Genomic DNA, 26,232 nt, shown 5'->3' with positions numbered 1-26,232 from the left:
GTGGCCGCCAATGACGCTTTGCCTCAACTGACATGACCCGCCCTTACCCGCACTGGATCGTCGCCCCGACCATTCCCGCGCGTTTTGTGCGCGAGATGCTGGGGCAACTGCGTCTCGACGCCGACGCACGCGCCGCGCTGCTCGAACGCTGCGACTTGCCCAGGGAGGCCCTGCGCGACGGCTATCGCGTGGCGCCGCTCAACTACCGCGCCTTGAGTCGCCTGGCCGTGGGCGTCGGCGCCGACGAAGCCTTGGGTTTCTTCGCCCGCACCGTGCCTCCGGGCAGCTTCGAGCAATTGCTGCGGCTGCTGGTGCACCTGCCGACCCTGGCCGATGCCTTCGAAGAGGCCGCGCGCTTCTACAAGCTGTTCGACGATTCGCCGCCCTGGCGCCTGGAAAAACACGCCAGGATTGCCCGCCTGTTGCTGACGCCGCGCCCTGGGGCGCAAACCGACTCGGTGCTCTGGCCGCATATGCTGCTGTTGGCGCTCTGGCACACCGGCAGCTGGCTCACCGGCGAAACCCTGCCGCTGCGGCGGATCGTCCTGCCCGGGCACCTCGGCGCCTTCACCGCGCAAACGCGCTTTCTGTTCGGCCGCCAACCGGCTTTCGCCACGCAGGCATGGCTGGAGCTGCCGGCGGTAAACCTGCAGGCGCCGCTGATGCGCCGGCCGGCGGAGGCGGCGCGCTTCGCCCGCCACCTGTTGCCGGCGGTGATCGCCCCCGGCCCGCTGGCCAGCTTCGAAGCCCACCTGCGCGCCTTGCTGTGCGCCGCCGAGCCCTTTGCCGGACTGTCGGAACTCGAGGCGGCCAGGGCCCTGGGCATTTCGCGGCAGACCCTGGCCCGCCGCCTGGCGGCGCTCGGCGTGACCTTCCTCGGGGTGCGCGATGAATTGCGCCGGGACCTGGCCTGCACCCTGCTCGCCCGCGGCTCGGTGAGCGTCGCCAAATTGGCCGAACGCCTGGGCTACTCGGAACCCAGCGCCTTCCAGCGCGCCTTCAAACAATGGACCGGGCTGCCACCGGGGGCCTATCGCGGCGGCCGGCGCTGAGCGGCCTGGTTTCCCCTTAAGGATTTTTTCACCGCCCCCGTTCTCGAACACCGCATAAACCGGCATGCTGCGCCACCCTGATCGCCACGGCAGCGGGCCACCCACCGGGGAATTTATGCCGCGATGGCGCGGTCTATGCTCGTCAGGGCTGGTGAACAGCAAAAGAGGACATGACAGATGCGGCGAGTGAGACAGAACCGCTGGGGGATGGGGCTGTTGGCCCTGTTGCTGTGTATTGCGCTGCCGGCCTTCGCGGCCCCGGCGTCCGGGCCGCAGAGTGTTGCCCGCAATCAGCTGCCGCTGCTGGCCGAGGGCGCGGATCTTGAGCAGCTCAACGACCGGCTGGAGCTGATCCGCCAGAGCGTGTCGGCGAGCGGTAACGACGACCTGCTCTCGGACCTGCGCCAGGCCGCGCTGCAAGTGCAGAAGCAGGCCGACAGCCTGATCGCCCTGCGCGCCACCGATATCGAGCGCCTGGACGACCAACTCAAGGTCCTCGGCCCACCGTTGCCCGACGAAGCGCCCAGCCTGACCAGCCAGCGCCAGGTGCTGAGCGTGCAGAAGGACAACCTGCTCGACGAAGAGCGCCAGGCCAACCTGCTCAGCCAGTCCGGCCGCGACCTCGCCGCGCAGATCATCAACCTGCGGCGCAGCCTGTTCAATTCGCAGATCAGCACCCGCTCGGCGAGCCCCCTCAGCCCGGCCTTCTGGTCTACGCTGATCCGCCCGACCGAAGATGACCTCGCACGCCTGAACCGTCTCTCCGATGAAGCCTTGACCGCGTTCGATACGGCGCTGGCCCCTGGCAATCGCGGGCTGTTCATTACCACGCTGGTCATCGTGGCGCTGATCTGGGTGGTCGGCCGGCGCCTGCTGGAACGCCTGGCGATCTGGTCGATGATCCGCTGGCTGCCCGAAGGCCGCCTGCGCCGCAGCGCCCTGGCGCTGACCGTGGGGCTGGCGACCGTCGTCACCATCAATGCCGCCGCCTCGCTGCTGCGCTGGGGGCTGGTCAACAGCGCGACGCTGAGCGCCGATGTGCTCAACTTGATCGGCCAGTGGCTGAGCCTGCTGATTTTCTGCTCCTTCATCGTCGGCCTCGGCCGCGCCATGTTGATGTTGTCGCGGCCGTCCTGGCGCCTGCCGCCGATTCCCGATCAGATCGCCACGGCCCTGGGGCCGTTCCCGCTGATCCTCGCGCTGGCGCTGCTGCTCACCGCCGGCGAGGAGCGGATCAACAGCGTGATCGCCAGCAGCCTGGCCCTGACTGTGGCGGTCAACGGCCTGACGGCGCTGGTCATCGCGCTGATCTTTTTCTTCGCCCTGCTGCGCCATCGCCGTACCCGCCGACGCTTCGAGCTGGAGCGCCCCACCGGCATCGCCGGGCTGCTGCCCTTCATCGTGACGGTCTGGGTGGCGGTGATCCTGCTGTCGCTGCTCAGTGGCTACCTGAGCCTGGCGTACTTCCTCACCGTCAAGCTGCTGTGGATCAGCGTAGTGACCACCAGCGCCTACCTGCTGATCGCCTGCTTCGGCGACCTCTGCGAAACCCTGCTGTCGCCCAAGCAGCCCGGCGGCCTGGCGCTGGCGGCGGCCCTGGGCCTGTCGCCGCGCCACCAGGCCCAGGCCACCACTGTACTGGCGGGCATCGGCCGGACCCTGCTGCTGTTCACCGCGGCGCTGCTGGCGTTCATGCCGTCCGGGTCGAGCCCGGGGGAACTGCTGGAAGGCTTAGCCCAGCTGGATGTCAGCGGCCGGTCCCTGGGCAACCTCAACATCGTGCCCCAGGACCTGCTGCTGGCGGCGGCGTTCCTGGTCGGCGGGATGTTCGCCGTGCGTGTGTTCAAGCGCTGGCTGAGCGAGCGGCTGCTGCCGGAAACCAACATGGACGCCGGCATGCGCGCCTCGCTGGTGACCCTGGTCGGCTATATCGGCTTTGTCCTGCTGGCGATCGTGGTGATGTCGACCCTGCGGATCAACCTGACCAACCTGACCTGGGTGGTCAGCGCCCTGTCGGTGGGTATCGGTTTCGGCCTGCAGGCCATCGTGCAGAACTTCATTTCCGGGTTGATCCTGCTCACCGAGCGGCCGGTGAAGGTCGGCGACTGGGTCAGCCTGGCCGGGGTCGAGGGCGATATCCGGCGGATCAACGTGCGCGCCACGGAAATCCAGATGTCCGACCGCTCCACGGTGATCGTGCCGAACTCGCAGTTCATCTCGCAGAACGTGCGCAACGTAACCATGGACAACGCCCTGGGCGTGGTCGGCATCACCCTGACCCTGCCCCTGGAAACCGATGTGCTGCAGGTGCGCGAGCTGTTGCTGCAGGCCTATGCCGAGCACGAGGCGATTCTCAAGGCGCCGGCGACCTCGGTATCGTTCAAGGACCTGACCAGCAATGGCCTGATCATCAGCGTCAGCGGCTACGTCGGCAGCCCGCGCTCGGTGTCCGGTGCCCGCAGCGACCTGCTGTTCACCATCCTCGGGCGCCTGCGCGAAGTGGGCATCGCCCTGTCGTCGCCGCAGAACCTGATGCTGATCAGCGACAGCCAGGACAAGGCGGCTGGCGAGCCACCGGCCCAGCCTAGCGCATGAACCGGCCCCTGCAGGGCGCACCGCCGGCGAGCGCCCTGTTTTTTATCTTGCGGTGGGAAGCACTGAGCTATCGTGGCTAAGGCCCTGGCAACTTTTTTCAACGAGCCGCAGCTGTCATCAAGGAACCCGATGACAGCCCTGTTTCACTCCCGGCAAGACAAGGAACACCATGGACGGAAAACCCGGCATCAGCCCCGAAGATATTGCCCTGGAGTCGAAACGACTTCCCGCACTGGCGGTCACCATCGCCTTCCTGATGGTGGTCGCGGTGTCGATTCTCAGCATCTATGGCATCCAGGTCATCAACAGCAAGGCCCATGAACTGGCGCAAGCCCGGCTGATCTCCGGTAACCTGGCCCTGTCCATGGCACAACAGGCGACCGATACCTTCGACGAAGCCAACCTGATCCTCGAAGAGTTGATCGAGCGCCTCGACGACCTGTCGCCCCAGGCCCTGGAAAAAACCCAGAAGCTGCTGAAAAAGCGCGTGTTCACCACCGAACAGTTGCACGGCCTGTTCTTCTATGACCGGGAAGGCAACTGGGTGCTCACCTCGTTCGACTACAAGCCGCCAAAGGCGAACAACTCGGACCGCGACTACTTCAAGTTCCACCGCGAGAATGCAACCCTGTCCCCCAGGGTCGGCGCGGCCCTGCGCAGCAAGACCACGGGCGACTGGGTGATCCCGTTCTCGCGCCGGGTCAACGACGCCCAGGGCAACTTCAAGGGCGTGGTGCTGGCGACCATCAAGATGGAGTACTTCGACAAGTTCTTCGATCGTTTCAGCATCGACGACAAGGGCGCGATCTTTCTCGCCCTGCCCCAGGGCACGATCATCGCCAGGCGGCCATTCGACGAGAAGCTCATCGGTGCGTCCCTGGCCCGGGGCGAAATCTTCTCCGTGCACATACCCCGTGCCCCCGCGGACACGGTCATGGTCAAGTCGATCATCGACGGCGTCGACCGCCTGTTCGGCTATCGGGTGCTGTACAAGTACCCGCTGGTGGTGGCGGCGGCCAACTCCCAGGAGTCCATTCTCAGCAGCTGGCGTGCCGATACCTACCAGCTGACCGCAATGATCGCCGTTGTGCTGCTGATCAACCTGCTGGTCGGCATCCTGTTGTTCAAACAGGTGCGCAAGGGCCTGCGGGTGGAAAGCCATTTGAAGAAAGCCCGCTCGGTGCTGGAGACCCTGGTGTTGCAGGACGGCCTGACTGGCCTGGCCAACCGCCGGCACCTGGAGCGCAACCTGGAACTGGAGTGGCTGCGAGCGGCCCGGCAGCGCTCGTCGATCAGCCTGATCATGCTCGATATCGACCACTTCAAGAGCTTCAACGACCGCTATGGCCATGTGGCGGGCGACCATTGCATCTGCGCCGTCAGCCGGGCCATCAGCCAGTGCGTGCGGCGCCCCTCGGACCTGGCGGTGCGCTACGGCGGCGAAGAGTTCGCGGTGCTGCTGCCGGACACCGAGCCTGGCGGCGCCTACGTGCTGGCCGAGAGCATCCGCCTGGCGGTACAGGAACTGGCGATCGAGCATGTCGACAACCCCGGCGGCGTCGTGACCATCAGCCTCGGCGTCTACAGCTGCGTGCCCGCCACGCCCGAGTTCAAGACCCTCTTGATGCAGGCCGACTCGGCGCTGTACATGGCCAAGCACGCGGGGCGCAACCAGACCGTGCCGACCTTGTAAGCGGCTCTAAGCTCTAAGCTCTGAGCGGCAAGCTGCAAGAACTACAAGCTCTAAGCTTGCCGCTTCAGACCCCACGCTCCTCCAGCAGGCGCACGAAGTGGGTCAGGCTGCGCGATACTGTGCCGCGGCGCCAGATCAGCCAGGTCTGCAGGAAACGGAACGGCTGCGCCAGCTGCCAGATGCTCACCGTGCCGCAGCCCGGCATGCTTTCCAGCATGCTGCGCGGCATCAGCGCCAGGCCGGCGCCGGCACTGACGCAAGCCAGCATGCCGTGGTAGGACTCCATTTCGTGGATCTTGCCGGGCACCGCGCCATCCTCGCTGAACCAGCGCTCGAAGTGATGGCGGTACGAGCAGTTGGCGCGAAAGGCGTAGATGCTCTCGCCGTTGACGTCGCGCCCGCGGGTGATGGGCGCATGCCCCAGCGGCGCGATGATGAGCATTTCCTCGTCGAACACCGGCACGCCTTCCAGGCTCGGGTGCAGCACCGGGCCATCGACGAAGGCCGCGGTCAGGCGCCCGGACAGCACGCCATCGATCATGGTCCCGGAGGGGCCGGTGGACAGGTCCAGCTCGACCTTGACGTGCTTCTGGTTATAGGCCGCCAGCAAGGCCGGAATCCGCACCGCCGCCGTGCTCTCCAGGGAACCCAGGGAGAACGGGCCCTGGGGTTCTTCGCCGGCGACCGTCAGCCGCGCTTCCTGCACCAGGTCGAGAATCCGCCGGGCATAGTCGAGGAAACTCCAGCCGGCCGGCGACAGGCGCAGGCGGCTTTTCTCGCGGATAAACAGCTCCACCCCCAAATCCTGCTCCAGCTGCTTGATCCGCGTGGTCAGGTTGGATGGCACCCGATGGATGAGTTGCGCCGCGGCGCTGATGCTGCCCTGCTCGGCCACCGCCTTGAAGATTTCCAGCTGCACCAGGTCCATCTCATTCTCCAAACGTGAAAGATAGGCTCTTTATTATTCAGTTTTCATAAGCCCTGTACCAGCCTAACCTGCGGCCATTCCCCAGCCCACAGGACGCTGCCATGACCCCGGTTTCCAGCCAGACCCACGCCCTTTCGATCAACCCCGCCAACGGCGAGCAGATCGCCCACTACCCCTATGAATCCGCCGAGGCGCTGGACGCCGCCCTCGCCCGCGCCGCCGCGGCCGCCGCCCAGTGGCGCCGCAGCAGCCTGGAACAGCGCTCGGCCCTGTTGCTGGCCCTGGCCAAGGCCCTGCGCGACAACGGCGAAACCCTGGCCCGCAGCATCACCCTGGAAATGGGCAAGCCGATTACCCAGGCCCGCGGCGAGATCGAAAAATGCGCCCAGCTCTGCGAGTGGTACGCCACCGAAGGCCCGGCGATGCTCGCCCCCGAGCCGGCCCCGGTGCCGAGCGGCAAGGCGCGCATCGAGTACCGGCCGCTGGGCCCGATCCTTGCGGTGATGCCGTGGAACTTCCCGATCTGGCAGGTGCTGCGCGGCGCGGTACCGGCGCTGATCGCCGGCAATACCTACGTGCTCAAGCATGCGCCGAACGTCATGGGTAGCGCCTACCTGCTGCTGGAAGCCTTCCAGCGCGCCGGTTTCCCGCAAGGCGTGTTCGAGGTGATCAACGTCACCGCGGACGGCGTCTCCCGGGCGATTGCCGATCCGCGGATCGCCGCCGTGACCCTGACCGGCAGCGTGCGCGCCGGCATCGCCATCGGCGCCCAGGCCGGCGCGGCCCTGAAGAAGTGCGTGCTGGAACTCGGCGGTTCCGACCCCTTTATCGTGCTCAACGACGCCGATCTGGACGCCGCCGTGCAGGCCGCGGTCATCGGCCGCTACCAGAACACTGGGCAAGTCTGCGCCGCCGCCAAGCGCCTGATCGTCGAGCAAGGGGTGGTCGAGGCCTTCACCGAGAAGTTCGTCGCCGCCACTCGCCAGCTGATAGTCGGCGATCCGCTGGCCGACGCCACCTACATCGGTCCCATGGCGCGCTTCGACCTGCGCGACGAACTGGACGCGCAAGTACAGGCCACCTTGAGCGAAGGCGCGACCCTGCTGCTGGGCGGCGCCAAGGCCGAGGGCCCGGGCAATTTCTACCTGCCGACGGTGCTGGCCGGCGTCACCGACCGGATGACCTCGTTCAAGCAGGAACTGTTCGGCCCCGTGGCCTCGATCATCAGTGCCCGGGATGCCCGACACGCCCTGGAACTGGCCAACGACAGCGAATTCGGCCTGGCCTCGACTATTTACACCCGGGATGTCGCCCTGGCCGAACGCCTGACCGCCGAGCTGGAAACCGGCGGCGTGTTCATCAACGGCTATTGCGCCAGCGATCCGCGGGTGACCTTCGGCGGCGTGAAGAAAAGCGGCTTCGGCCGTGAGCTGTCGCACTTCGGCGTCCGCGAGTTCTGCAACGCACAGACGGTATGGCTGGACCGCAACTGATCCCCCACCCCCGATCTCCTGTTCCTTCAGCCACCCGTCGTGTCACGGTCAGCGGCGGTCATCGGACAGTGGCGTCGGTTCGTTCGGTGCCGGCAGATCGGGGATCATTGGCCGCTCCCTGTCATCGTCACGCCGCTTAGCGCGTTCGGCATCGCCGTTGACGTTGGGATCGATCACCGGGTCGTGCCGGCGAGCCGGTTGCAGAGGGTCGGGTTCAGGAGTGCGGGGCTCGCTGGGGTCATGCATCGACTGGGACATGGTGCACCTCACGGCAGGCCCGGTGAATCCGGGCCCTACTCCGTTAGGCACCGGGCCGGGCCAGGGGGTGCAGGGCAATGGATGAGCGGTCGCCCGGCCCTCCTGGCCAGACACCTGCTCAGCGAAACTTTCGCCGCCACCCGGGCTCAATCGTAGAGCCAGGTCACGCACCGTGGCCCGCACCGGGAGGCCGTCCGATGACCGAGCACATCGTGCATTTTCACTGCCAGATCGACCAGGGTACCACCGAACGCTTTCGCGACAGTTGCCTGGAAGCCATCGAACAAGGCGCCACCTCGCTGCTGCTGAATCTTTCCACCACCGGCGGCAGCACCAACTTCGGCTTCACCCTCTACACCTTTCTCAAATCGCTGCCGGTGCCGCTGTGCGCGATCAACGCCGGCAACATCGAGTCCATGGGCATCATCATGTTTCTCGCCGCCAACCGGCGCATCACCGCGCCGCATTCGCGCTTTCTGATCCACCCGATGAACTGGTACTTCAGCCAGAGCTCGGTGGATCATCAGCGCCTGCGCGAATACCTCTCCAGCCTGGACAACGACCTGGCGCGCTACGTGAAAATCTACGAGCTGGAAACCGCCGACGCGGCGACCCAGCTGGACATTTTCAAATGCCTGTCGGCCGAGGAAAAGGTCATCGCCGCCCATGAGTCGCTGGCCTACGGCATCGCCCACGAGGTGCGCCAGGTGGTCTTCGCCGACGACGTCAGGCACTGGAAAGTCTCGGGCGGCTGATCGCGCAGCCCCAAACACATGGCCCACGGCCCGAGCACCCAACCGATGCTCGCCCGCTACGAGCACCATAAAAAGCGCCGCCGAAGCGGACGGGCCATGGGCATGAACGCGCAGGCTGGAACCGGCATGTATACGCACCCTCGCGGCCAGTCCATTCGTCGTCCCGCAAGAAACTTTTTCAAACTTTCGTTTGCGGTTGTGTTTCCCAATCTTGCGAGGTGTCAAATCGCTCACTATCGAGGATTGAAAAAATGGCTACCAGCGGAAAAAACCCACTCATGGGCAACAAGGACACTCAAAAACCCTCCCCGGCCGGCAAGAAATCCGGCGGCCAGGGCTCGGGGGGCAACATCCCCGCCGATCGGCAAAAAGCCCCTGACGCAGGCAAGAAAGGCGGCACCCAAGGCTCTGGCGGCGGTACCCGCAAAGCCTGATCCACAACGCCGGAGTGTCGTCCCTGACGCACTCCGGCTTTTTTTGCCCGGACCGCCCATGCCACCGGCCTGCCCGCGCCGGTTGCCGTCGAGCGCGACCGGCTATGCTTGCACCACGGCGAAACCACGTTAGCCAGCCTTCGATGAAAAGCGACGCATGAAAATAGGCCTGATCTCCGACACCCATGGCTTGCTTCGTCCCGGCGCGCTGGCGGCGCTGCAGGGCTGCGCGCATATCCTGCATGCCGGTGATATCGGCGACCCGCAGATGCTCGCCACCCTCGGACACCTGGCGCCGGTGACCGCGGTATTCGGCAATGTCGATCAGCCCCATGACTGGGCCCGGGCATTGCCCCATCACGTCACCGTGCAGCTCGATGGCGTCGACCTGCTGCTCTGCCATGTCCTGGCCGAGGTGCCGAAGCCTCTGCCGCCGGGCGTGCGGGTGGTGGTCACCGGCCACTCCCACCGACCGCTGCAGTTCTGGCAGGACGATGTGCTCTACATCAACCCGGGCAGCGCCGGGCCAAGGCGCTTCAAGTTGCCGGTCAGCCTCGGCTGCCTGACCATCGAGGCCGGCCAGATCGAAGGCCGGTTGATCGAACTGGCTGTTTAGCGGCCTGGCCCGGGCCCGGGCATGACCGGCTATCGGAGCGCGCCCATCGGCCGGGCTTTGCAGGGTCCACACTTAATCCAGCGATTGGCGGCGTTCATGACGAAAGCCGTGCGAAGCCACTTGGCCGGGCCGCGTTGCGCCCTCGAGCAGAAGATTCCGTACCCGGCCCCGCGCCCCCGAGAAGGTGGCGCGCAAGGATGGCCGAGGGCGCGCAATGCGCAGGAGAAAAGCGATGACCTTTTATGTCGTGGCCCGCCTCGACCAGTTGCCCGAAGACCGCGGCACCCGGGTCCAGGTCGGCGCCGAAGCCGTGCTGCTGATTCGCACCGGCGATCAGGTCCGGGCCTACCAGGCCGATTGCCCCCACGCCGGGGCGCCGCTGGAACAGGGTGCGGTGTATCAGGGGCGGCTGATCTGCCCCTGGCACAAGGGCGCCTTTGCCTGCGACAGCGGGCTGGTCTGCGAGCCGCCTCCGCTGGCGAGCCTCAAGCGCTACAAAGTCGACATCCGCCATGACAACCGGGTCTGGGTTGCCGACCAGCCCATGGCCGAACCCGCCCCTCCACGGCAGGCCGACTCGCGCCGGCTGCTGGTGATCGGCGCCGGCGCTGCCGGGGCCGCGGCCGTGGCGACCCTGCGGGCCAAGGGTTACGCCCGGAACCTGACCTGGATCGACAAGGAGGCGCGACCCGCCTATGACCGCACCGCCTTGAGCAAATACGTGCTGGCCGGCGAAATGCCACCGGCGGAGGTTCCGCCCCTGCTCGAGCCGGAGTTCTATCGCAAGGCCGATCTACAGGTGCTGCAGGCCGAGGTCCTGCGCCTGGACCCACGTCGGCGGCAGATCCTGTTGGCCGACGGCCAGCGCCTGGACTACGACGCCGCGCTCCTGGCCACCGGCGCCGAGCCGCACCTGCCGGCCATCGAAGGCGCCGACCTGCCGGGGGTGTTCATGCTGCGCTCGCGGGAGGATGCCGCGCGCCTGCTGGAACAGGCCCGTCCCGGTAAACGCGTGGCGATCGTCGGCGACAGCTTTATCGGCCTGGAAGCCGCCTCGGCCCTGCGCAAACGCGGGCTGATGGTGCACCTGATCGGTCGCCACCCGGTACCGTTGCAACGCCAGTTGGGCGAACGCATCGGCAGCGCCATACGGGCCCTGCACGAACGGCACGGGGTGATCTACCACGCCGGTTGCGAAGCCCGGGCCCTGGTCGGCGAGGGCCAGGTGCAACAGGTGGTCCTCGACAACGACCAGCGCATCGCCGTCGATCTGGTGCTGTTCGGCATCGGCGTCAGCCCTGCCACGGCCTTCGTCGAAGGCCTCGACCGGGCCGAGGACGGTTCGCTCAAAGCCGATGCCGGCCTGGCCGTGGCCGATGGCCTGTGGGCGGCCGGTGATCTCGTGAGTTACCCCTGCGACGGCCGCTCGCAGCGCATCGAACACTGGCGCGTGGCCCAGCAACAAGGCCAGCTCGCCGCCTGCAATATGCTCGGCGAACAGCTGAGTTTCAGCGTGGTGCCGTTCTTCTGGACCTACTTCTACGACCAGACCTTCGAGGTGCTCGGCCATGCCCGCCGCTGGAACCAGATCGTCTTCGAGGGCGAGCCGGAGCAGTACCGCTTTATCGCCCTGCTGTGTTTCAACGAACAGGTGGAGTCGGTGGTCGCCTGCGAATACCCGCGGGCCATGGCCCTGTTGTCGCAGCGCATGCAGCGGCCGCTGTCGCGCAGCGAGGCCCTGGAGCTGATCCATGGCACGCCGGAATAGCCTTGACCCGCGCCCATCCGCGCGCTGCCGACAACCACTCGGCAGCGCCATGGAACCCCCGGTAAAAGGCGATTCTCCAAATTCAGGCAGGGTCTCGATAGCTCGGCCAGCGGCCGAGGCACCCGGTGCAAGGTGAATACCCATGGGCTCAGGTGTCTTGCCGTGGCCGGCCCTATGCAGGATTAAGGAGGACGATGCATCCATGAGCAGGACAGAACGAATCAACCGCGAGCTGGCGAACAACGCCCGGCTGTTTGCCGAAGCCGACCGCCTGGATGTCCAGGCCTATGAGCTGCTTAACACCGACCATGTCGACGACGACCGCCTGGCCCTGTTCAGCAGCGCCAAGCAGCGGGCCAACGAAAAATACCTGGAAGCGCGCAACGACTGGCTGCGCATCAAGCAGTTGATGGACGGCACCGACTGAAGCCCCCGCGCCGGCGGGAAGATCCGGGATGCTGGGTTTGCGGTCGCTGCGTCGGAATGCCGCCCAAACCGAGCGCAGCCTCGCAGGCTCGGCAGCGGCTACAGGAACCACGTTGCCTGTGTAGCCGCTGCCGCAGGCTGCGCACGACCGCGCAGCGGGCGCTGGACCGGACACCGCGTTTTTCCAGGCAGACCACGGACTCAGGCTTTGCAGCAACTGCGTTGCCGTACGTAGCCTCGCGGGCTCGGCAGCGGCTACATCGCCCCCTGTCGTCAGGTCGCTAGCGGGCGTTTGCGCAGTTGTTCCAGCAGAGCCTGGAGTGGATGCTGCAGGCCCTGCCCCTCCTGGCGCTTGACCTGGCTGCGGCAGGAATAACCGTCGGCCAGCAGTCGGCCGCCCTGGCCGTGGCGGGCCACCAGCGGCTGCCAGGACTGCTGGTAGATCACCTGCGAAGTGGCCAGGTTGCGGGTCTCGTGGCCGTAGGTACCGGACATGCCGCAGCAACCGCTGGCCAGCACTTGCAGCTTCAGGCCCATCCGCGCGAACACCTGTTGCCACAGGCCGATGCTGCCCGGCTCGTTGGTTTTCTCGGTGCAGTGCGCGAGGAACTGATAGGACTCGGCCTCGGCGGTCGGGCTCGCTTCAGCCGACAGCTCAGGCAGCACCCGGGCCAGCCATTCCTGCGGCAGCAGCACTTCGGGCGCCTGAGCCGCCCCCAGGGTCTTGCGGTATTCCTGGCGGTAGACCAGGGTCATCGCCGGATCGAGCCCGACCAGGGGCACGCCGCTGGCTTGCAGCTTCAGCAGCGATTGCGCGTTGTAGCGCGCGGCCCGGGCAAAGGCGCCGAGGAAGCCCTGGACCTGCAAAGGCTTGCCGTTTGGCGCGAACGGCGCGAGGTAGATCTGCAAGCCCAGGCGCTCGATCAGCTCCAGCCACTCGGCCGCCAGCGGCGTCTCGAAGAACCGGGTAAAGGCGTCCTGCACCAGAATCACGCTACGTTCGCGCTGTTCGGCAGACAGCGCCGCCAGTTGCGCGGCGTTGGCCATGCGCACGTTGCGCCGGCGGCACACCGCCTGGAAATCCAGGGTGCTGAGCAACGGACTGTCGACCATCCCCGCCAGGTGCTGGAGCGCCCGGCTCACCGGCGCCGCGCCGATCAACGCGTTGTACAGCCGCGGCAGGCGCGCCAGATAAGGAACGCTGAACTCCAGGGAGCCGATCAGGTAGTCCTTCAGCGGGCGCAGGTAACGGCCGTGGTACAGCTCGAGGAAGCGCGAGCGGAACTCCGGCACATTGACCTTGACCGGGCACTGCCCCGCGCAGGACTTGCACGCCAGGCAGCCGGCCATGGCGTCGTACACCTCATGGGAGAAGTCCTCGCGCCCGGCCAACCGCGCCGCGCTGTTATAGACGCGCCGGGCCAGGTTGGAAAGCCGCGCGCCACCGCCGTTCAGCACGTCCACCCCCTGCTCGCCCTGCAGGCGCAGCCACTCGCGGATCAGCGAGGCGCGGCCCTTGGGCGAATGAATGCGGTTGCGGGTGGCCTTCCACGACGGGCACATGGCGTCGTCCGGATCGAAGTTGTAACAGGCGCCGTTGCCGTTGCAATGCAGGGCGCTGTCATAGCTCTGCCAGACGCGCTCGTCGATGGTGCGGTCGAGCTCGCCGCGCAGCACCACTTCGTCGACCCGGGTCAGCCGTGCTTCCGGCACCGAGGCCGGGGTGGCGATCTTGCCGGGGTTGAGCTGGTTGAACGGGTCGAACGCGGCCTTCAGGGCCTGCAGCGACGGGTAGAGTTCGCCGAAATAGTCCGGCACGTACTGCGAGCGCAGGCCCTTGCCGTGCTCGCCCCACAGCAGGCCACCGTGCTTGTGGGTCAGCGCCGCCACCGCATCGGAGATCGGCCGGATCAACGCCGCCTGCTTGGGGTCCTTCATATCGAGGATCGGCCGCACGTGCAATACGCCGGCGTCGACATGGCCGAACATGCCGTATTGCAGGCCGTAGCCATCGAGCAGCGCACGGAACTCGAGGATGTAGTCGGCCAGGTTCTCCGGCGGCACCGCGGTGTCTTCGACAAAGGGCTGCGGCCGCGCCTCGCCCTGGACGTTGCCCAGCAGGCCGACCGCGCGCTTGCGCATGGCGTACACCTGGTTCACCGCCTGGGCGCCGATGGCCAGGGTATGGCCCAGGCGCAGCACCGAGCTGTCCTGTTGCAGGTGGCGGACGAAGGCGTCGACCCGCTGCTCCAGCTCTTCCTGGTCGTCGCCGCTGAACTCGATCAGGTTGATGCCCAGGGTCGGGGCGTCCGCCTGCTCGGGGAAATACCGCGCCACGCCATGCCAGACGATGTCCTGCATGGCCAGCATCAGCACCTTGGAATCCACCGTCTCGATCGACAGCGGCTTCAGCGCCATCAGCGCCTTGGCATCGCGCAGCGCATCCATGAAGCCGGCGTAGCGCACGTTGACCAAGATCGAGTGCCGGGGAATCGGCAGCACATTCAGCCGCGCCTCGACGATAAAGCCCAGGGAACCCTCGGAACCGCAGAGCACGCTGTTGAGGTTGAAGCGCTCCGGCGTCTCGCGCAGGTGCGCCAGGTCATAACCGGTCAGGCAGCGATTGAGCTTGGGAAAGATCGCCTCGATCAGCTCGGCCTGGTGGTCGGCGATGTCCTGGGCACAGCGGTAGACCTCGCCGATGCGCCCGGGCTGCGCGGCCTCTTCGGTCAACTGGCGGTTGTCGATCGACGCGCTGTCCAGGCGGCTGCCGCCCAGCAGCACGGTGCTCAGCGCCAGTACGTGGTCGCGGGTCTTGCCATAGGTGCAGCTGCCCTGGCCGCTGGCGTCGGTGTTGATCATGCCGCCGACGGTGGCACGGTTGGAGGTCGACAGCTCCGGGGCGAAGAACAGGCCGTGGGGCTTGAGGGCGGCGTTGAGCTGGTCCTTGACCACCCCGCTCTGCACCCGCACCCAGCGTTCCTCGACGTTGATCTCGAGGATCTGGTTCATGTGCCGCGACAGGTCGACCACGATGCCGTCGGTCAGCGACTGGCCGTTGGTGCCGGTGCCGCCGCCACGGGGAGTGAGCACCACCGCGCGGTGTTCCGGGCTCGCCGCCAGCCGCGCCAGGCGTTCCACGTCCGCGACATCCCGGGGGAAGACCGCGGCCTGCGGTAGCCGCTGGTAGATCGAGTTGTCGGTGGCCAGCACCGTGCGCAGGCCCAGGTCACGGGCGATCTCGCCACGAAAACCGTCGGCGGCCAGGGCGTCGAGGAAGCTTTGGTAGTGGGCCAGCGGGTCGCGTTCGGGGGCAAGCAGAGCAATCATTAAAAAGGTTTCCAGGCAGAGAAAAGGCGCAGCGGTGCATGCAAAACACGTATGCTTGCACGCAGCCCGAGGGGCGGCGGCCAGCCGAAAAAGCCTATTTTCCTAAAGCCTTGCACCGTGGGCAAATGTATTTCATGTGCTTTTTTCATGAGTTTTATGAATGAACCCAAGACGACTCACTCCGTCGATGTCAGTGCTGGTGGCTTTCGAGGCCGCGGCGCGGCATGGCAGCTTCACCAAGGCCGCCGAAGAACTGGCGCTGACCCAGAGCGCCGTCAGCCGCCAGGTCCAGGCCCTGGAGTCGCTGCTGGAAGTGCCGCTGTTCAGCCGTGACGGCCGGCATATCGAGCTGACCGCCGCCGGCGCCCTGTATCACCACGAACTGGCCGCGGCCCTGGCACGGATCCGCAACGCCACCTTGCAGACCATCGCCCACAAGGCCGGCGGCGGCCCGCTGCACCTGGCGGTGTTGCCGACCTTCGGCTCGAAATGGCTGCTGCCGCGCATGCATGACTTTTACGCCAGCCACCCGGGCACCCTGGTGCATATCCATTCGCGGATCGTCACCAGCGATCTGTCGAAGGACACCGCCGACATGCACGCGATCATCTGCGCTGGCACCGGCCACTGGCCCGGCTACGAGGCCCATCGGCTGCTCTCGGAAAAGCTCACGGTGGTGGCCAGCCCCAAGGCCCTGCCCGAGCACGCTTCGATGTCCGTCGCCGAGGTGACCGGGCAGTTGCTGCTGAACGTGGTGTCGCGTCCCGATGCCTGGCCCGAATGGTTCGAGCAGAACGGCCTGCATCCGCGGGCGATGCGCATGGGCCCAGGGTTCGAGTTGACCGCGCACCTGATCCAGGCGGTGGTCGCCGGCATCGGCATCGGCCTGGTGCCGCGCATCCTGGTGCAGGACGAGATCCACAGCGGCGAACTGGTGGCGCTGTTCGAGCCGGTGGACAGCGGCCGCGGCTATTACCTGGCCTACCCCAGCCGCTATCAGCACCTGCCATCGTTGCAGGCGTTCAGCCGCTGGCTGCTGTCGATTCCCTTTCCCGACAGCTGACGGTCCCTTCGCTCAGTCGTACTCGGCCTCCTCATGCTCACCCAGCAACCGCCGCTGGCGCGCCGAGGCCGCCGCCAGCACCTCGGGGTTGAAACGCCAGTGCAGGTACGGCGAAAACTTCTGCGCCACCATGCGCCGACCATAGTGCACCTGCAGCAGGTAGCGGATGCGTTCGACGCTGCTGTTCTCGCTGCCGGCATGCCACAGCTCGCTGCGAAACATCAGGGCGTCGCCGGCCTGGCACAGCACGGCCTGGGCAGTTTGGCCATGCCAATATTCCTCGCCGGCCCGTGGCGGCCGCCCGGCGCGATGGCTGCCCGGCACTACCCGGGTCGGGCACAGGTCCTGGTCGATATCGTCCAGGTACAGGTGGCAGGTGCAGATCTGCATCGGCAGCTCGAAGGCCGGATCGCTGAGCAGGCTGCGCGGCAACTGCATCGCCAGGTAATCCAGGTGCAGGCCCATCCCTTGAAAGCCCGGATGGCAGCGCCAGGCGGTCTGGCCGATGACATGGCAATCGTCGCCCAGCGCCGCTTCGGCCAGCTCGATCACCCCCGGCAGGTCGAGAAACGCCAGCCACAGCGGGTCGCGATTGAACACGCATTTGTAGTGTTCGAGCAAGCCGCTGTAGTCCCAATGCTGGGGCTTGAGGCCGTCGATGGCGTGGCGCAGCAAGTTGATCCGGTCCGCGTCGAGCACCCCGGGCAACAGCACGAAGCCTTCGCGGTGCAAGGCCCGCAGGCGTTCGGCGGTCAGTGCTGGCATGCAGGCCATGATGGCTAGTCGATGGGGCCGATATTGATCAGCCGGTCACTGCCCAGCCCCGGCACCCTGGCCAGCACCCCGACCGGCGTGGCGGCGGAAAACTCGATGACATAGCCCATGCCGCTGCCGTCCTCTTCCATGGCCACCACCCAGCGCGCCACTTCGTCGGGGTTCAGGCTCAGCGCCCGCGCCACTCGACGCTGACGGCGTTCCTCGAGCGTTTCGTCCAGGGAGTCGTCGTTCATCTGGCTCAACCTCCGGCGGATAGCAGCCCCTCCGGGCCTGGTGCGGTCCTTACAACGGCTGTGAAAATCATTGTGGGCAAAAGTTGAATCCCGCTCCGTGCGCCGTGACGAACGGCAGCTTTTAGCGCCAGAAACGGATCGCCGGTTTTATCGCCGGCCCACAAGCGAGTTTTCTTTCGAGCGTTTCAGAAAGGGCCTAAAGCGCCGCGCCAGGATGGCCCCCTAGCATGCGTGGCCTATCCAGAAGCCGGGGCCGCTCATGCATTTACTGATTTGCGCTTACTGACATGCGCTTATTGAAAGCCTCCGACCGGCAGGCATGGAACGCGCACGATCCGTATTTCGCCGAAACCCAGGTGCGCATGGCCCTGCAACGCAACAGGTCAAGCCTTGAAGGGTTGGACGAGCTGTTGCGCGAGCACTACAGCATCCACAGCGACCGGGAGATTCTGGCCGCCGTCAGAAACGGCGACTGGGTGCTGGTCACCGACAGTTCCGCCGCCACAGCCAGCGGCAGCCTGCTCTGCCCCGCGCCCGAACCGCAGCCGGTCTACCTTCGGCCAGACCCCTGGCCCGATCCCGTTCCTCGCACCGACCTGGTCTTCGCCAAGTCCATCAGCAGCGCGCCCTGGGGCACCACCCAGGCCGGCAGCGCCAGCGAGCCCGCGGGCAATTTCGGCAAGACCATGCTGATGGCATCCTCGGCGACCGAGGTCGGGCTCGGCAGGGTCGCCGGCGAGCTGCTCCTCAGGAGCTTCGCCTGGTCAGTGCAGATGGCCGGCACCACGGCCAGGACTGTCAGCGGCCCGGCTGGACAGGTGCTGCTCCTGGCCATGACCCCGACCTTGCTCGGCGACGACGCCTTCTACAGCGAAGAACAACTGCGCGAGCTGCGCGCCGCCACTACCCGGGTGCGCTTCCAGTTCCGCCGCGACAGCCAGGGCGCGCTGCACATCCACGGCATCCACACCAGCGCCCAGTCGGGCCAGGACAGCGTCCCGGTGATCAAGGCCCACTGGAACGCCGACAAAAACGCCATGCAGGCCCACCTCGGCACGCTCACCATCACCTGGACACCGCACAACGGCCCGGTGGTCACCGCCCCGACACCCTACCCGGGGGTGACCGACGAACTGGCCAACCTCATGGTCCACCCCATCGCCGAAGGCGGCGACAGCCAGCTCCAGGGCGCGCCCATCGACGAGCTCAAGGTCGAAGACTGCATCATCACCTTCCCGGCGGGCAGCGGCCTGCGCTCGTTGTACCTGGTCTTCGCCAAGCCCCTGGTCAACCCGCTGGAGGTCGGCCCGGCGAATGATCTTTCCAGTAGAAGCGCCAAGGATGGGTTGGATATTGATCACATACCGTCGCAGAAGGCGTTGGAGACTTTTTTGAAAGCAAACGATCCACATATACAAGGTGAAGATATTCAAGACAATTTACGCAAAGCCCCGAGCATCGCGATCCCGCGAAAAGTTCACCAAAAATACAGTGCAACGTATGGCGGTAGAAACACCAAGGCCCGGCAGGTCGAGGATGCCTCTGACCTGCGTGCAGCCGTAGATACTAATCTCGACGCTATGAAACCTTACCTGTTGGACGAAGGCTTTACCGAAGAACAGATCGAAACGGCACGCACCCATCTGCATAATCTCCACCGGGAACAGGGTTGGTATTGATATGAACGCAGCAACAATTGATGACTTGGTTAAAAGTCTCGGCCGTACCTATCCCGAAATGATTGCCTCCGGAATGTATCTTCCAGGTGGACCGCCTAAAGGTATTTTCGAGGACAGTGACACCTTGGCAATGTCACCTGAGCCTGGAATCGAATTAGGTTTTTGGGCTAAGAGTCAGCGCTTTGAAATGCTGTTCATCAGCTTGCTGGAAAGCTTCCAAGGGAAGTCCCTCTACAAGGGAAGCCTACCCTACCAACTTAAAAGTCAAATGAACCAGGGGTGGATAAGGTCTCGCTTTGGAGAGCCACTGGAGTCAAAAGCACCTTTCAAAATGCCCATACGGGGCATGACGGGAGGGTGGGACATTTATCGCTTTCCGAGCATTCCCAAAGGAACACAGGTGGTTTTTAAATACAGCGCCAGAATGGAAGTTGAAACGATAGTGTTCGAGCTGAACGAAAGATCACACGCTTAAATGATCGATGACTTGGTTAAATGCCTTGGCCGCACCTACCCCGAAATGATTGCCTCAGGAATGTATCTCCCAGGAGGACCACCAAAGGGCATCTTTGATGACAGCGACAGGGTGACAGTGTCGCCGGAGCCAGGGGTCGAATTGGTTTTTTGGGCCATCACTCAACGTTTTGAAACCTGTTCATTACCTTTCTTGAGGGTTTTGAAGGAGAACCCGTATACCGAGGGAGCCTTCCCCACCAGCTCAAAACGAAGATGAATCAGGCGTGGGTTAAATCTCAATATGGCGAGCCGCTGGAGTCAGAAGCGCCTTATAGAGTGCCTATCTCCGGCATGACGGGCGGCTGGGATAGCTATCGTTTTCTAGGCATGTCCAAGAGCGTCCATGTGTTGTTCAAGTACACCGTCGACATGGAAGTGGAAGGCATCGTCTTCAGGCTGAACGATAAATCCCACCCCAACCTTGACCCGCCTCACACCATGTAGGAGCTAACTGGCGATAGGAACTGCGCGGTTTGCCTGACAGGACGCCTCGCGAGCAAGCTTCGCTCCTACTAATTAATGAATCGCCTTGGCTTGAAGGGTCCCTATCCACGATTCAATGCCCCCGAATATAGTGCTCCAACTGCCGAATCAGGTCCGCCTGCTCGACAATCGCTTCCTTCACCAAATCACCAATCGACAGCAGCCCGATCAGTTGCTCGCCGTCCAGCACCGGCAGGTGGCGCAGGTGGCTGTCGGTCATCACGGCCATGCAGCGTTCGATGCTGTGCTGGCTGTCGGCGGTGACCACGGGGGCGCTCATGATGGCGCGGACCGGGGTGCCTACCGATGAGCGGCCTTGCAGCACCACCTTGCGTGCATAGTCGCGTTCGCTGATGACGCCGACCACCTGCCCGGCTTCCATCACCGGCAGCGCGCCGACGTTTTTCTGCGCCATCATCTGCAGTGCTTCGAGCACCATCTGGTCCGGGCCGATGCTGTGCACCTGGCGGTGTTCCACGGCCTTCAACTTCAGCAACTGAGCAGCGGTTTTCATGGGCGTCTCCGATACTTGAGCAACAGGGGTTCCGGCCCCGCGCCACGGGGCGCGCAGGCAAGCATGGATCTGGATCGAGTAAGGCGCGCGCGGCTTAGCGCACACCGATTTCCACCACGTCGCCGCGCAGCCGCGCCGGCCAGGTGCGCAGGCGTTGCTCCGGGTATTCCAGGCAGGTGCCGTCGGCCAGGCGGAAGTGCTGCTTGTACAGGGGCGAAGCGATCACCAGCTCATCCTTGATGCAGCCCACCAGGCCACGCCCGATCACATTGGCGCCGGACTGCGGGTCGTGGTTGTCGATGGCGTAGAGGGTCTGCTGCGCGGCATCCGGCAGGTAGATCAGCGCCACCTGGGCGCCGTCGTGCCAGACCACCACGCCGCTGTGGCTGACCAGGTCCTGGCGGCTGCACACCGCCTGCCACTGCACGCCGGGCTGCTCGACGAATCCACTTTCGATAGGTTGCAGGCTTGGCGACAGGCTCATCAGAGCACCTCCTCGGTGACAGGGATCAGGTTGAGTTCGGCGGCCATGATCGGCCGGCGCTGGCCGCGTTCCTCGACAAAATGAATGTCCGGGTCGGGGCGCTGGTCGTTGACGAAGGTGCGGAAGCGCTTGAGTTTTTCCGGGTCCTTGAGGGCGTTGGCCCATTCGCATTCGTAGCGGTCCACCACCAGCTGCATCTGCGCTTCCAGCTCGGCGCCCAGCCCCAGGCTGTCGTCGATCACCACCGCCTTGAGGTAATCCAGGCCGCCCTCCAGGCTTTCACGCCACACCGAGGTGCGTTGCAGGCGGTCGGCGGTACGGATGTAGAACATCAGGAAGCGGTCGATGTAGCGGATCAGCGTCTGGTCGTCGAGGTCGGTGGCGAACAGCTCGGCGTGGCGCGGGCGCATGCCGCCGTTGCCGCAGACATACAAGTTCCAGCCGTTCTCGGTGGCGATCACGCCGACGTCCTTGCTCTGCGCCTCGGCGCATTCGCGGGTGCAGCCGGACACCGCGAACTTCAGCTTGTGCGGCGAACGCAGGCCCTTGTAGCGGTCCTCGATCTCCAGGGCCATGCGCACGCTGTCCTGCACGCCGTAGCGGCACCAGGTACTGCCCACGCAGGACTTCACGGTGCGGGTCGACTTGCCGTAGGCATGCCCGGTCTCGAAACCGGCCGCGATCAGCTCGGCCCAGATATCCGGCAACTGGTGCAACTGGGCGCCGAACAGGTCGACGCGCTGGCCGCCGGTGATCTTGGTGTAGAGCTCGTATTTCTTCGCCACCTGGCCGATCACGATCAGCTTGTCGGCGGTGATCTCGCCACCGGCGATGCGCGGCACCACCGAGTAAGTGCCGTTCTTCTGCATGTTGGCCATGAAGGTGTCGTTGGTGTCCTGCAGCGGCACCAGGGAACGGTCCATGATCGGCTGGTTCCAGCACGAGGCGAGGATCGAGCCCACCGCCGGCTTGCAGATATCGCAGCCAACGTGGCCGCGGCCATGCTTGGCGAGCATCTCGTTGAAACTGAGGATGCCCTCGACCCGTACCAGCGCGTACAGCTCCTGGCGGGTGTAGGCGAAGTGTTCGCACAGGCTCTTGTCGACGCTGACGCCACGGGCGATCAGTTCGTGCTCGAACACCTGCTTGAGCAGCCCGGCGCAACCGCCGCAACCGGTGCAGGCCTTGGTCCGGGCCTTGAGCTGGCCGAGCTCGGAACAGCCGCCGTCGATGGCCGAGCAGATCGCGCCCTTGGTCACGTTGTGGCAGGAGCAGACCGTGGCCGACTCGGGCAAGGCGCCCGGACCGAGGGTCGGCGCGCCGGCGCTAGACGGCAGGATCAGGCCGGCCGGCTCGGCGGGCAAGGCGATGCCGTTCTGCATGTATTGCAGCAAGGTGTCGTAGTAGCTGTTGTCGCCCACCAGCACCGCGCCGAGCACCTGCTTGCCGCTGGCATCCACCACCAGGCGCCGGTAGCTGGCCGTGGCCTCGTCGATGAACTGGTAGCTGCGCGCGCCCGGGGTCAGGCCCTGGGCGTCGCCGATGGAACCGACATCGACCCCCAGCAGCTTGAGCTTGGTCGACATGTCCGCGCCCATGAAAGACTCGCCCGGCTCGCCGCACAGCTGCGCGGCGACGCTGCGGGCCATCTGGTAACCCGGGGCCACCAGGCCGAAGAGGCTGCCGTTCCAGCTGGCGCACTCGCCGATCGCGTAGATGTGCGGGTCGCCACTCAGGCACTGGTTGTCCACCACCACGCCGCCACGCGGGCCGATCTCCAGGGCGCAGTCGCGGGCCAGGGCATCCTGGGCACGAATCCCGGCGGAGAACACGATCAGGTCGGTTTCGAGGAAGTCGTCGCCGGCGAAGTTCATCCGGTAGCGGTACTGCTCGCCGGCGCTGATCAACTGGGTGCCCTTGCCCAGGTGCACGCCGACGCCCAGGGCTTCGATCCGCGCCTTCAACGCGCGACCGCCCTGCTCGTCCAGCTGCACCGGCATCAGCCGTGGGGCGAACTCCACCACATGGGCTTCCAGGCCCAGGCTCTTCAAGGCATTGGCCGCCTCCAGGCCAAGCAGCCCGCCGCCCACCACCACGCCGCGCCGGGCATTGGCGGCCGCGGCGCGGATGGCATCGAGGTCTTGCAGGGTGCGATAGACCAGGCGCGAATCGCCTGCGGCGCCCTCGATCGGCGGCACGAACGGGTAGGACCCGGTGGCCAGTACCAGCTTGTCGTAGTGCACCGGGCCGGCGGCGGTGATGACCTGGCGGTGCTCGCGGTCGATGCGCAGCACCGCCACCCCCAGGTGCAGGGTCAGGCCCGGGGCCTGGTACAGCGCGGCATCGCCCAGGGCCAGGGATTCGGCGTCGCAACCGCTGAAATACTCGGACAGGTGCACCCGGTCGTAGGCGCGCATCGGCTCTTCGCTGAAGACGTGCAGGCGGTACTGCTCAAGCGCGCCACGCGCCACCAGCTGTTCGACGCAATGATGTCCGACCATGCCGTTACCGATCACGATCAGGGTTTTGTGTGTGTTCAAAGGGGCAACAATGGCATTCATAAATAGCACCCGACCCAAGCCAATCACGGTTTTTTTAAAGCAAAAAAAAGCGCCTGAAACCTCACGGTTCCAGGCGCCTTTGCCTGTTATTTGCGGTGTGCGATCGGGCTGCTGTGCCTGACTCACCGAGTGCCCATGGCCGGTTGGCCGATCGATCTGCGTTGACCGAGGGGGCGGCCCGCCCGCGACATGCGCGGTGGGGCGTTAACGGCTGTCTTGCAGCCTTTGTGCCAGGCGGCGCCGCACGCCTTGAAAGGCCGTGCTGGCGGGGTTGCGCGGTCATTCTGCAAGGCTCCCGGATAGCCTACCCTGGGCCAGGAATCGCCTTAGCCTGGTGCAAGGCCGGAGCCGCGAGCCTTATAAAAGTGCAAACCCGGCCGGTTCGCCGACGCGTCAGCGGATGGCGGCCAGGCGCTGCAAGAATGCCGCGCGCCGCTCGCGGTCCTGCTCTTCCTTGGCCAGCAGCTGCGGCAACAGCGCCTCGGCCCGTTGCCGGTCGAGGATGAACACGCCGTCGTCGTCGCCGATGGCGATATCCCCCGGGTTGACCCGCACCCCGGCCACTTCGATGGGCAGGTTGACCTCCCCTTGCTCGCCGATGCCGCGGGTGGTGTAGGCGCTGACGCCACGGCTGAACACTGGCAGGCGATGCTCGCGCAAGGCGGCGACATCGGTGACCGCGCCCTCCACCACCACCCCGGAAAGGCCCTTGATCAACCCGGCCAGGGTGCGCAGTTCGCCCCAGCAGGCGCACTCCTGATCGCCCACGCACTGGATCACCAGCACATCCCCCGGTTCGCTGAGCAGCAGTGCGTCGCGCAGGATGGCGCCATCCGGGGCGAAGACCTTGACCGTGACCACATTGCCGAGCATGCGCAGGCCGTCGAACAGCGGGCGGATGCCGCGCAGGTAACCCTCGTCGCCAAAGTGGCCGAGGGTCGAAGGCGCGATGCCGCGGTAATGCTCGAGCAAGGCGGCGCTGGCGTGGTGTTGGCGGGGAGCGATCATCGGCATTTCCTCGGACGCAGCAGCGGGCAGGTCGAGCAGTATTCGGCGGGCTCGGTGGCCTCGTAATAGAAGCAGCAGGTGCGGCGAAAGCGGATGCTCTTGCCCTCCTCCAGCTGCGTCGGCGGCCGACGGAAGTGCCGCAGCGGGTTGTAGTCCAGGCCGAACAGCGCTGGCGCGGCCTCTTGCAGCAGCCAGTCGAAGTCCGCCTCATGGCGCAAGCGGATCAGCGGGTCCTCGACCTTGCCCATGCGTTTTTCGTACAGCGAATAGACCCGCACCGCAGTGTTTTCCCAAAGGATGCGCCGGGAAATGCCGCTGACCCGGTTGAAGGTCTGCCACAGCGGCGCCAGCAGCCCGGCGAACAGCGCCTCGACAATCGCCGAGCGCCAGGCGTCGCGTTCGCCCGCGGCATACGCCTGGGGCGGCCGGTCCGCCAGCGGCATCGACGACGTCCAGAGCCCGTCGTCGTGGCCGTACTCGATCACACAGTCGTCCAGGGACAGCAGCAGGCCCTGGTCGCACACCGACATGGCGTACAGGCAGGCGCCGGTGGCGAGGAAGGAAAAACGCTTGGCCAGCAGCGAGGCGGTGATCGCCCGGGTCGGCGAACCGATCACCGGCCCCAGCTGGTCGAGCAGCGCGATACAGGTGTCATCGTCGAGCAAGGCCCGGGCACTCAGGGAGCGCTGGCGGTCGCGTTGGGCCATGGGTTTCAGGCGCAACGGCCCGGATAGCACGCTCCAGTCTTGCGGGTTGAAGGCGGCTTGCAGGTTCATCGCGGCAGTTCCCGGCCAAAGGGAATGCACAGCGGCGTGCCGAAAAACGGATCGGCGATGATCCGGCAATTGAGGTCGAACACCTGCTTGACCAGTTCCTCGGTCAGGATCTCCTCGGGCCGGCCCTGGGCGAACGCGGTGCGCTGGTGCACCGCCACCATATGGTCGGCGTAGCGGCAGGCCAGGTTGAGGTCGTGCAGGACCATGACGATGGTCTTGTTCTCCTGGCGATTGAGTTCGCGCAGCAGGTCCAGCACTTCGATCTGGTGCGCCAGGTCGAGAAAGGTGGTGGGCTCGTCGAGCAGCACGATCTCGGTGTCCTGGGCCAGGGTCATGGCAATCCACACCCGCTGGCGCTGGCCGCCGGACAAGGCGTCCACCGGCCGCTCCGCCAGCGCCTGCACGCCGGTCTGCAACAGGGCGCGCTCGACCATGGCTTCGTCCTGGGCCGACCATTGCTGCATCCAGTTCTGGTAGGGATAACGCCCCAGGGCCACCAGCTGGCGCACGGTGATGCCTTCGGGGGCGCTGGGCATCTGCGGCAGGATCGCCAGTTCGCGCGCCACCGCCGCGGTGGATTTGTGCTGGATATCCTCGCCATTGAGGATCACCGAACCCTGCTGCGGCTTGAGCAGCCGCGCCAGGGATTTGAGCAGGGTGCTCTTGCCGCAGCCGTTGCTGCCGATCAGCACCGACACCTGGCCCGCCGGCAGTTGCAGGTCCAGCCCGTCGATAATCACCTGGCGCTGATAGCCCAGGGTCAGTTGCTGGGTTGCCATCGAGGACATCG

Annotated in this window: 23 protein-coding genes and 1 pseudogene; 13 read left to right on the top strand and 11 right to left on the bottom strand. The window is 65.7% G+C overall.

Translation table 11 applies throughout. The annotated features are described in order from the left end of the window. The first annotated feature begins 32 nt into the window (after positions 1-32). The 3 genes from AC07PQ_RS20975 to AC07PQ_RS20965 all read left to right on the top strand — a co-directional run bounded on the left by AC07PQ_RS20975 (position 33) and on the right by AC07PQ_RS20965 (position 5,340). Entirely contained in the window at positions 33-1,052 is a 1,020-nt protein-coding gene (locus tag AC07PQ_RS20975) for a helix-turn-helix domain-containing protein (protein ID WP_007925486.1), read from the top strand. Positions 1,053-1,229: 177 nt separating this feature from the next. After that, positions 1,230-3,647: a DUF3772 domain-containing protein gene (locus tag AC07PQ_RS20970; RefSeq protein ID WP_007925483.1), complete on the top strand. Its 2,418-nt coding sequence runs from the start codon at positions 1,230-1,232 to the stop codon at positions 3,645-3,647. Positions 3,648-3,816: 169 nt separating this feature from the next. Further along, positions 3,817-5,340 (top strand): sensor domain-containing diguanylate cyclase, encoded by a 1,524-nt coding sequence (locus AC07PQ_RS20965; protein WP_493186327.1) that lies wholly within the window; start codon positions 3,817-3,819, stop codon positions 5,338-5,340. A 64-nt stretch (positions 5,341-5,404) separates the two neighbouring features. Here AC07PQ_RS20965 and ptrR read toward each other — a convergent pair whose 3' ends face one another. Further along, on the bottom strand, positions 5,405-6,268 hold the full coding sequence (gene ptrR, locus AC07PQ_RS20960) for a putrescine utilization regulator PtrR (protein WP_007925480.1): 864 nt from the start codon (positions 6,266-6,268) through the stop codon (positions 5,405-5,407). A gap of 101 nt (positions 6,269-6,369) precedes the next feature. Here ptrR and AC07PQ_RS20955 point away from each other — a divergent pair, with 101 nt between their 5' ends. Continuing rightward, a complete protein-coding gene (locus AC07PQ_RS20955) occupies positions 6,370-7,761 on the top strand; it encodes an aldehyde dehydrogenase family protein (protein WP_493186328.1) in 1,392 nt (463 codons plus the stop codon). A gap of 48 nt (positions 7,762-7,809) precedes the next feature. Here AC07PQ_RS20955 and AC07PQ_RS20950 read toward each other — a convergent pair whose 3' ends face one another. Continuing rightward, a complete protein-coding gene (locus AC07PQ_RS20950; protein WP_493186329.1) occupies positions 7,810-8,019 on the bottom strand; it encodes a hypothetical protein in 210 nt (69 codons plus the stop codon). 197 nt (positions 8,020-8,216) lie between these two features. Between AC07PQ_RS20950 and AC07PQ_RS20945 the strand changes: the two genes are divergently transcribed. The 5 genes from AC07PQ_RS20945 (at position 8,217) to AC07PQ_RS20925 (ending at position 12,019) form a co-directional block, all read left to right on the top strand. Further along, a complete protein-coding gene (locus AC07PQ_RS20945) occupies positions 8,217-8,774 on the top strand; it encodes an ATP-dependent Clp protease proteolytic subunit (protein WP_007925475.1) in 558 nt (185 codons plus the stop codon). A 251-nt stretch (positions 8,775-9,025) separates the two neighbouring features. Next, entirely contained in the window at positions 9,026-9,208 is a 183-nt protein-coding gene (locus AC07PQ_RS20940) for a hypothetical protein (RefSeq protein WP_007925473.1), read from the top strand. Between the two features lie 157 nt (positions 9,209-9,365). Then, entirely contained in the window at positions 9,366-9,824 is a 459-nt protein-coding gene (locus AC07PQ_RS20935; protein ID WP_493186330.1) for a metallophosphoesterase family protein, read from the top strand. A 232-nt stretch (positions 9,825-10,056) separates the two neighbouring features. Continuing rightward, positions 10,057-11,592, top strand: coding sequence for an FAD-dependent oxidoreductase (locus AC07PQ_RS20930; protein WP_493186331.1), 1,536 nt, complete (start codon positions 10,057-10,059; stop codon positions 11,590-11,592). A 202-nt stretch (positions 11,593-11,794) separates the two neighbouring features. After that, a complete protein-coding gene (locus AC07PQ_RS20925) occupies positions 11,795-12,019 on the top strand; it encodes a hypothetical protein (RefSeq protein ID WP_007925467.1) in 225 nt (74 codons plus the stop codon). Between the two features lie 272 nt (positions 12,020-12,291). Here AC07PQ_RS20925 and ydiJ read toward each other — a convergent pair whose 3' ends face one another. Beyond that, positions 12,292-15,348 carry a D-2-hydroxyglutarate dehydrogenase YdiJ gene (gene ydiJ / locus AC07PQ_RS20920; protein WP_493186332.1) on the bottom strand — a complete coding sequence of 1,019 codons (3,057 nt, stop codon included), beginning with the start codon at positions 15,346-15,348 and terminating at the stop codon, positions 12,292-12,294. Positions 15,349-15,508: 160 nt separating this feature from the next. On the opposite strand from ydiJ, the gene AC07PQ_RS20915 reads away from it, so the two are divergent. Beyond that, entirely contained in the window at positions 15,509-16,411 is a 903-nt protein-coding gene (locus AC07PQ_RS20915; RefSeq protein WP_087090897.1) for a LysR substrate-binding domain-containing protein, read from the top strand. Between the two features lie 12 nt (positions 16,412-16,423). Here AC07PQ_RS20915 and AC07PQ_RS20910 read toward each other — a convergent pair whose 3' ends face one another. Continuing rightward, positions 16,424-17,185 (bottom strand): phytanoyl-CoA dioxygenase family protein, encoded by a 762-nt coding sequence (locus AC07PQ_RS20910; protein ID WP_493186333.1) that lies wholly within the window; start codon positions 17,183-17,185, stop codon positions 16,424-16,426. A 5-nt stretch (positions 17,186-17,190) separates the two neighbouring features. Beyond that, entirely contained in the window at positions 17,191-17,421 is a 231-nt protein-coding gene (locus tag AC07PQ_RS20905; RefSeq protein ID WP_007925461.1) for a hypothetical protein, read from the bottom strand. A 362-nt stretch (positions 17,422-17,783) separates the two neighbouring features. On the opposite strand from AC07PQ_RS20905, the gene AC07PQ_RS20900 reads away from it, so the two are divergent. The 3 genes and pseudogenes from AC07PQ_RS20900 to AC07PQ_RS20890 all read left to right on the top strand — a co-directional run bounded on the left by AC07PQ_RS20900 (position 17,784) and on the right by AC07PQ_RS20890 (position 20,060). Continuing rightward, positions 17,784-19,100, top strand: a complete 1,317-nt coding sequence (locus AC07PQ_RS20900; protein WP_493186334.1) for an S-type pyocin domain-containing protein — start codon at positions 17,784-17,786, stop codon at positions 19,098-19,100. Position 19,101: 1 nt separating this feature from the next. Then, the gene (locus AC07PQ_RS20895) at positions 19,102-19,575 is read left to right on the top strand and encodes a DUF6392 family protein (RefSeq protein WP_102679769.1); all 474 of its coding nucleotides are present in this window, start codon (positions 19,102-19,104) and stop codon (positions 19,573-19,575) included. Next, a pseudogene (locus AC07PQ_RS20890) lies at positions 19,576-20,060 on the top strand (DUF6392 family protein). It abuts the gene before it with no gap. A 112-nt stretch (positions 20,061-20,172) separates the two neighbouring features. Here the strand turns inward: AC07PQ_RS20890 and AC07PQ_RS20885 are convergent. The 6 genes from AC07PQ_RS20885 to AC07PQ_RS20860 form a co-directional block, all read right to left on the bottom strand. Beyond that, positions 20,173-20,613 carry a CBS domain-containing protein gene (locus tag AC07PQ_RS20885; protein WP_102679772.1) on the bottom strand — a complete coding sequence of 147 codons (441 nt, stop codon included), beginning with the start codon at positions 20,611-20,613 and terminating at the stop codon, positions 20,173-20,175. 94 nt (positions 20,614-20,707) lie between these two features. Further along, on the bottom strand, positions 20,708-21,097 hold the full coding sequence (nirD, locus tag AC07PQ_RS20880) for a nitrite reductase small subunit NirD (RefSeq protein ID WP_087090888.1): 390 nt from the start codon (positions 21,095-21,097) through the stop codon (positions 20,708-20,710). After that, on the bottom strand, positions 21,097-23,658 hold the full coding sequence (gene nirB, locus AC07PQ_RS20875; RefSeq protein ID WP_493186337.1) for a nitrite reductase large subunit NirB: 2,562 nt from the start codon (positions 23,656-23,658) through the stop codon (positions 21,097-21,099). The genes nirD and nirB overlap by 1 nt, the downstream gene beginning before the upstream one ends. Positions 23,659-24,051: 393 nt before the next feature. Then, the gene (locus tag AC07PQ_RS20870; protein ID WP_493186338.1) at positions 24,052-24,666 is read right to left on the bottom strand and encodes an RraA family protein; all 615 of its coding nucleotides are present in this window, start codon (positions 24,664-24,666) and stop codon (positions 24,052-24,054) included. Beyond that, positions 24,663-25,442, bottom strand: a complete 780-nt coding sequence (locus AC07PQ_RS20865; protein WP_493186339.1) for an IucA/IucC family C-terminal-domain containing protein — start codon at positions 25,440-25,442, stop codon at positions 24,663-24,665. The genes AC07PQ_RS20870 and AC07PQ_RS20865 overlap by 4 nt, the downstream gene beginning before the upstream one ends. Next, complete coding sequence (locus AC07PQ_RS20860; RefSeq protein WP_493186340.1) at positions 25,439-26,230, bottom strand: ABC transporter ATP-binding protein; 792 nt, start codon at positions 26,228-26,230, stop codon at positions 25,439-25,441. The genes AC07PQ_RS20865 and AC07PQ_RS20860 overlap by 4 nt, the downstream gene beginning before the upstream one ends. Positions 26,231-26,232: the final 2 nt, after the last annotated feature.

The organism is Pseudomonas sp. GW821-FHT09E12 (genome assembly GCF_059416085.1).
The sequence above is the reverse complement of the archived record's forward strand: the minus strand, read 5'-3'. Positions and strand labels throughout refer to the sequence as shown.

Excerpts from the sequence above, each read along its gene's own strand:
- AC07PQ_RS20975 (WP_007925486.1), top strand. The coding sequence starts at position 33 with ATGACCCGCCCTTACCCGCACTGGATCGTCGCCCCGACCATTCCCGCG.
- AC07PQ_RS20970 (WP_007925483.1), top strand. The coding sequence starts at position 1,230 with ATGCGGCGAGTGAGACAGAACCGCTGGGGGATGGGGCTGTTGGCCCTG.
- AC07PQ_RS20965 (WP_493186327.1), top strand. The coding sequence starts at position 3,817 with ATGGACGGAAAACCCGGCATCAGCCCCGAAGATATTGCCCTGGAGTCG.
- ptrR (WP_007925480.1), bottom strand. The coding sequence starts at position 6,268 with ATGGACCTGGTGCAGCTGGAAATCTTCAAGGCGGTGGCCGAGCAGGGC.
- AC07PQ_RS20955 (WP_493186328.1), top strand. The coding sequence starts at position 6,370 with ATGACCCCGGTTTCCAGCCAGACCCACGCCCTTTCGATCAACCCCGCC.
- AC07PQ_RS20950 (WP_493186329.1), bottom strand. The coding sequence starts at position 8,019 with ATGTCCCAGTCGATGCATGACCCCAGCGAGCCCCGCACTCCTGAACCC.
- AC07PQ_RS20945 (WP_007925475.1), top strand. The coding sequence starts at position 8,217 with ATGACCGAGCACATCGTGCATTTTCACTGCCAGATCGACCAGGGTACC.
- AC07PQ_RS20940 (WP_007925473.1), top strand. The coding sequence starts at position 9,026 with ATGGCTACCAGCGGAAAAAACCCACTCATGGGCAACAAGGACACTCAA.
- AC07PQ_RS20935 (WP_493186330.1), top strand. The coding sequence starts at position 9,366 with ATGAAAATAGGCCTGATCTCCGACACCCATGGCTTGCTTCGTCCCGGC.
- AC07PQ_RS20930 (WP_493186331.1), top strand. The coding sequence starts at position 10,057 with ATGACCTTTTATGTCGTGGCCCGCCTCGACCAGTTGCCCGAAGACCGC.
- AC07PQ_RS20925 (WP_007925467.1), top strand. The coding sequence starts at position 11,795 with ATGAGCAGGACAGAACGAATCAACCGCGAGCTGGCGAACAACGCCCGG.
- ydiJ (WP_493186332.1), bottom strand. The coding sequence starts at position 15,348 with ATGATTGCTCTGCTTGCCCCCGAACGCGACCCGCTGGCCCACTACCAA.
- AC07PQ_RS20915 (WP_087090897.1), top strand. The coding sequence starts at position 15,509 with ATGAACCCAAGACGACTCACTCCGTCGATGTCAGTGCTGGTGGCTTTC.
- AC07PQ_RS20910 (WP_493186333.1), bottom strand. The coding sequence starts at position 17,185 with ATGGCCTGCATGCCAGCACTGACCGCCGAACGCCTGCGGGCCTTGCAC.
- AC07PQ_RS20905 (WP_007925461.1), bottom strand. The coding sequence starts at position 17,421 with ATGAACGACGACTCCCTGGACGAAACGCTCGAGGAACGCCGTCAGCGT.
- AC07PQ_RS20900 (WP_493186334.1), top strand. The coding sequence starts at position 17,784 with ATGGCCCTGCAACGCAACAGGTCAAGCCTTGAAGGGTTGGACGAGCTG.
- AC07PQ_RS20895 (WP_102679769.1), top strand. The coding sequence starts at position 19,102 with ATGAACGCAGCAACAATTGATGACTTGGTTAAAAGTCTCGGCCGTACC.
- AC07PQ_RS20885 (WP_102679772.1), bottom strand. The coding sequence starts at position 20,613 with ATGAAAACCGCTGCTCAGTTGCTGAAGTTGAAGGCCGTGGAACACCGC.
- nirD (WP_087090888.1), bottom strand. The coding sequence starts at position 21,097 with ATGAGCCTGTCGCCAAGCCTGCAACCTATCGAAAGTGGATTCGTCGAG.
- nirB (WP_493186337.1), bottom strand. The coding sequence starts at position 23,658 with ATGAATGCCATTGTTGCCCCTTTGAACACACACAAAACCCTGATCGTG.
- AC07PQ_RS20870 (WP_493186338.1), bottom strand. The coding sequence starts at position 24,666 with ATGATCGCTCCCCGCCAACACCACGCCAGCGCCGCCTTGCTCGAGCAT.
- AC07PQ_RS20865 (WP_493186339.1), bottom strand. The coding sequence starts at position 25,442 with ATGAACCTGCAAGCCGCCTTCAACCCGCAAGACTGGAGCGTGCTATCC.
- AC07PQ_RS20860 (WP_493186340.1), bottom strand. The coding sequence starts at position 26,230 with ATGTCCTCGATGGCAACCCAGCAACTGACCCTGGGCTATCAGCGCCAG.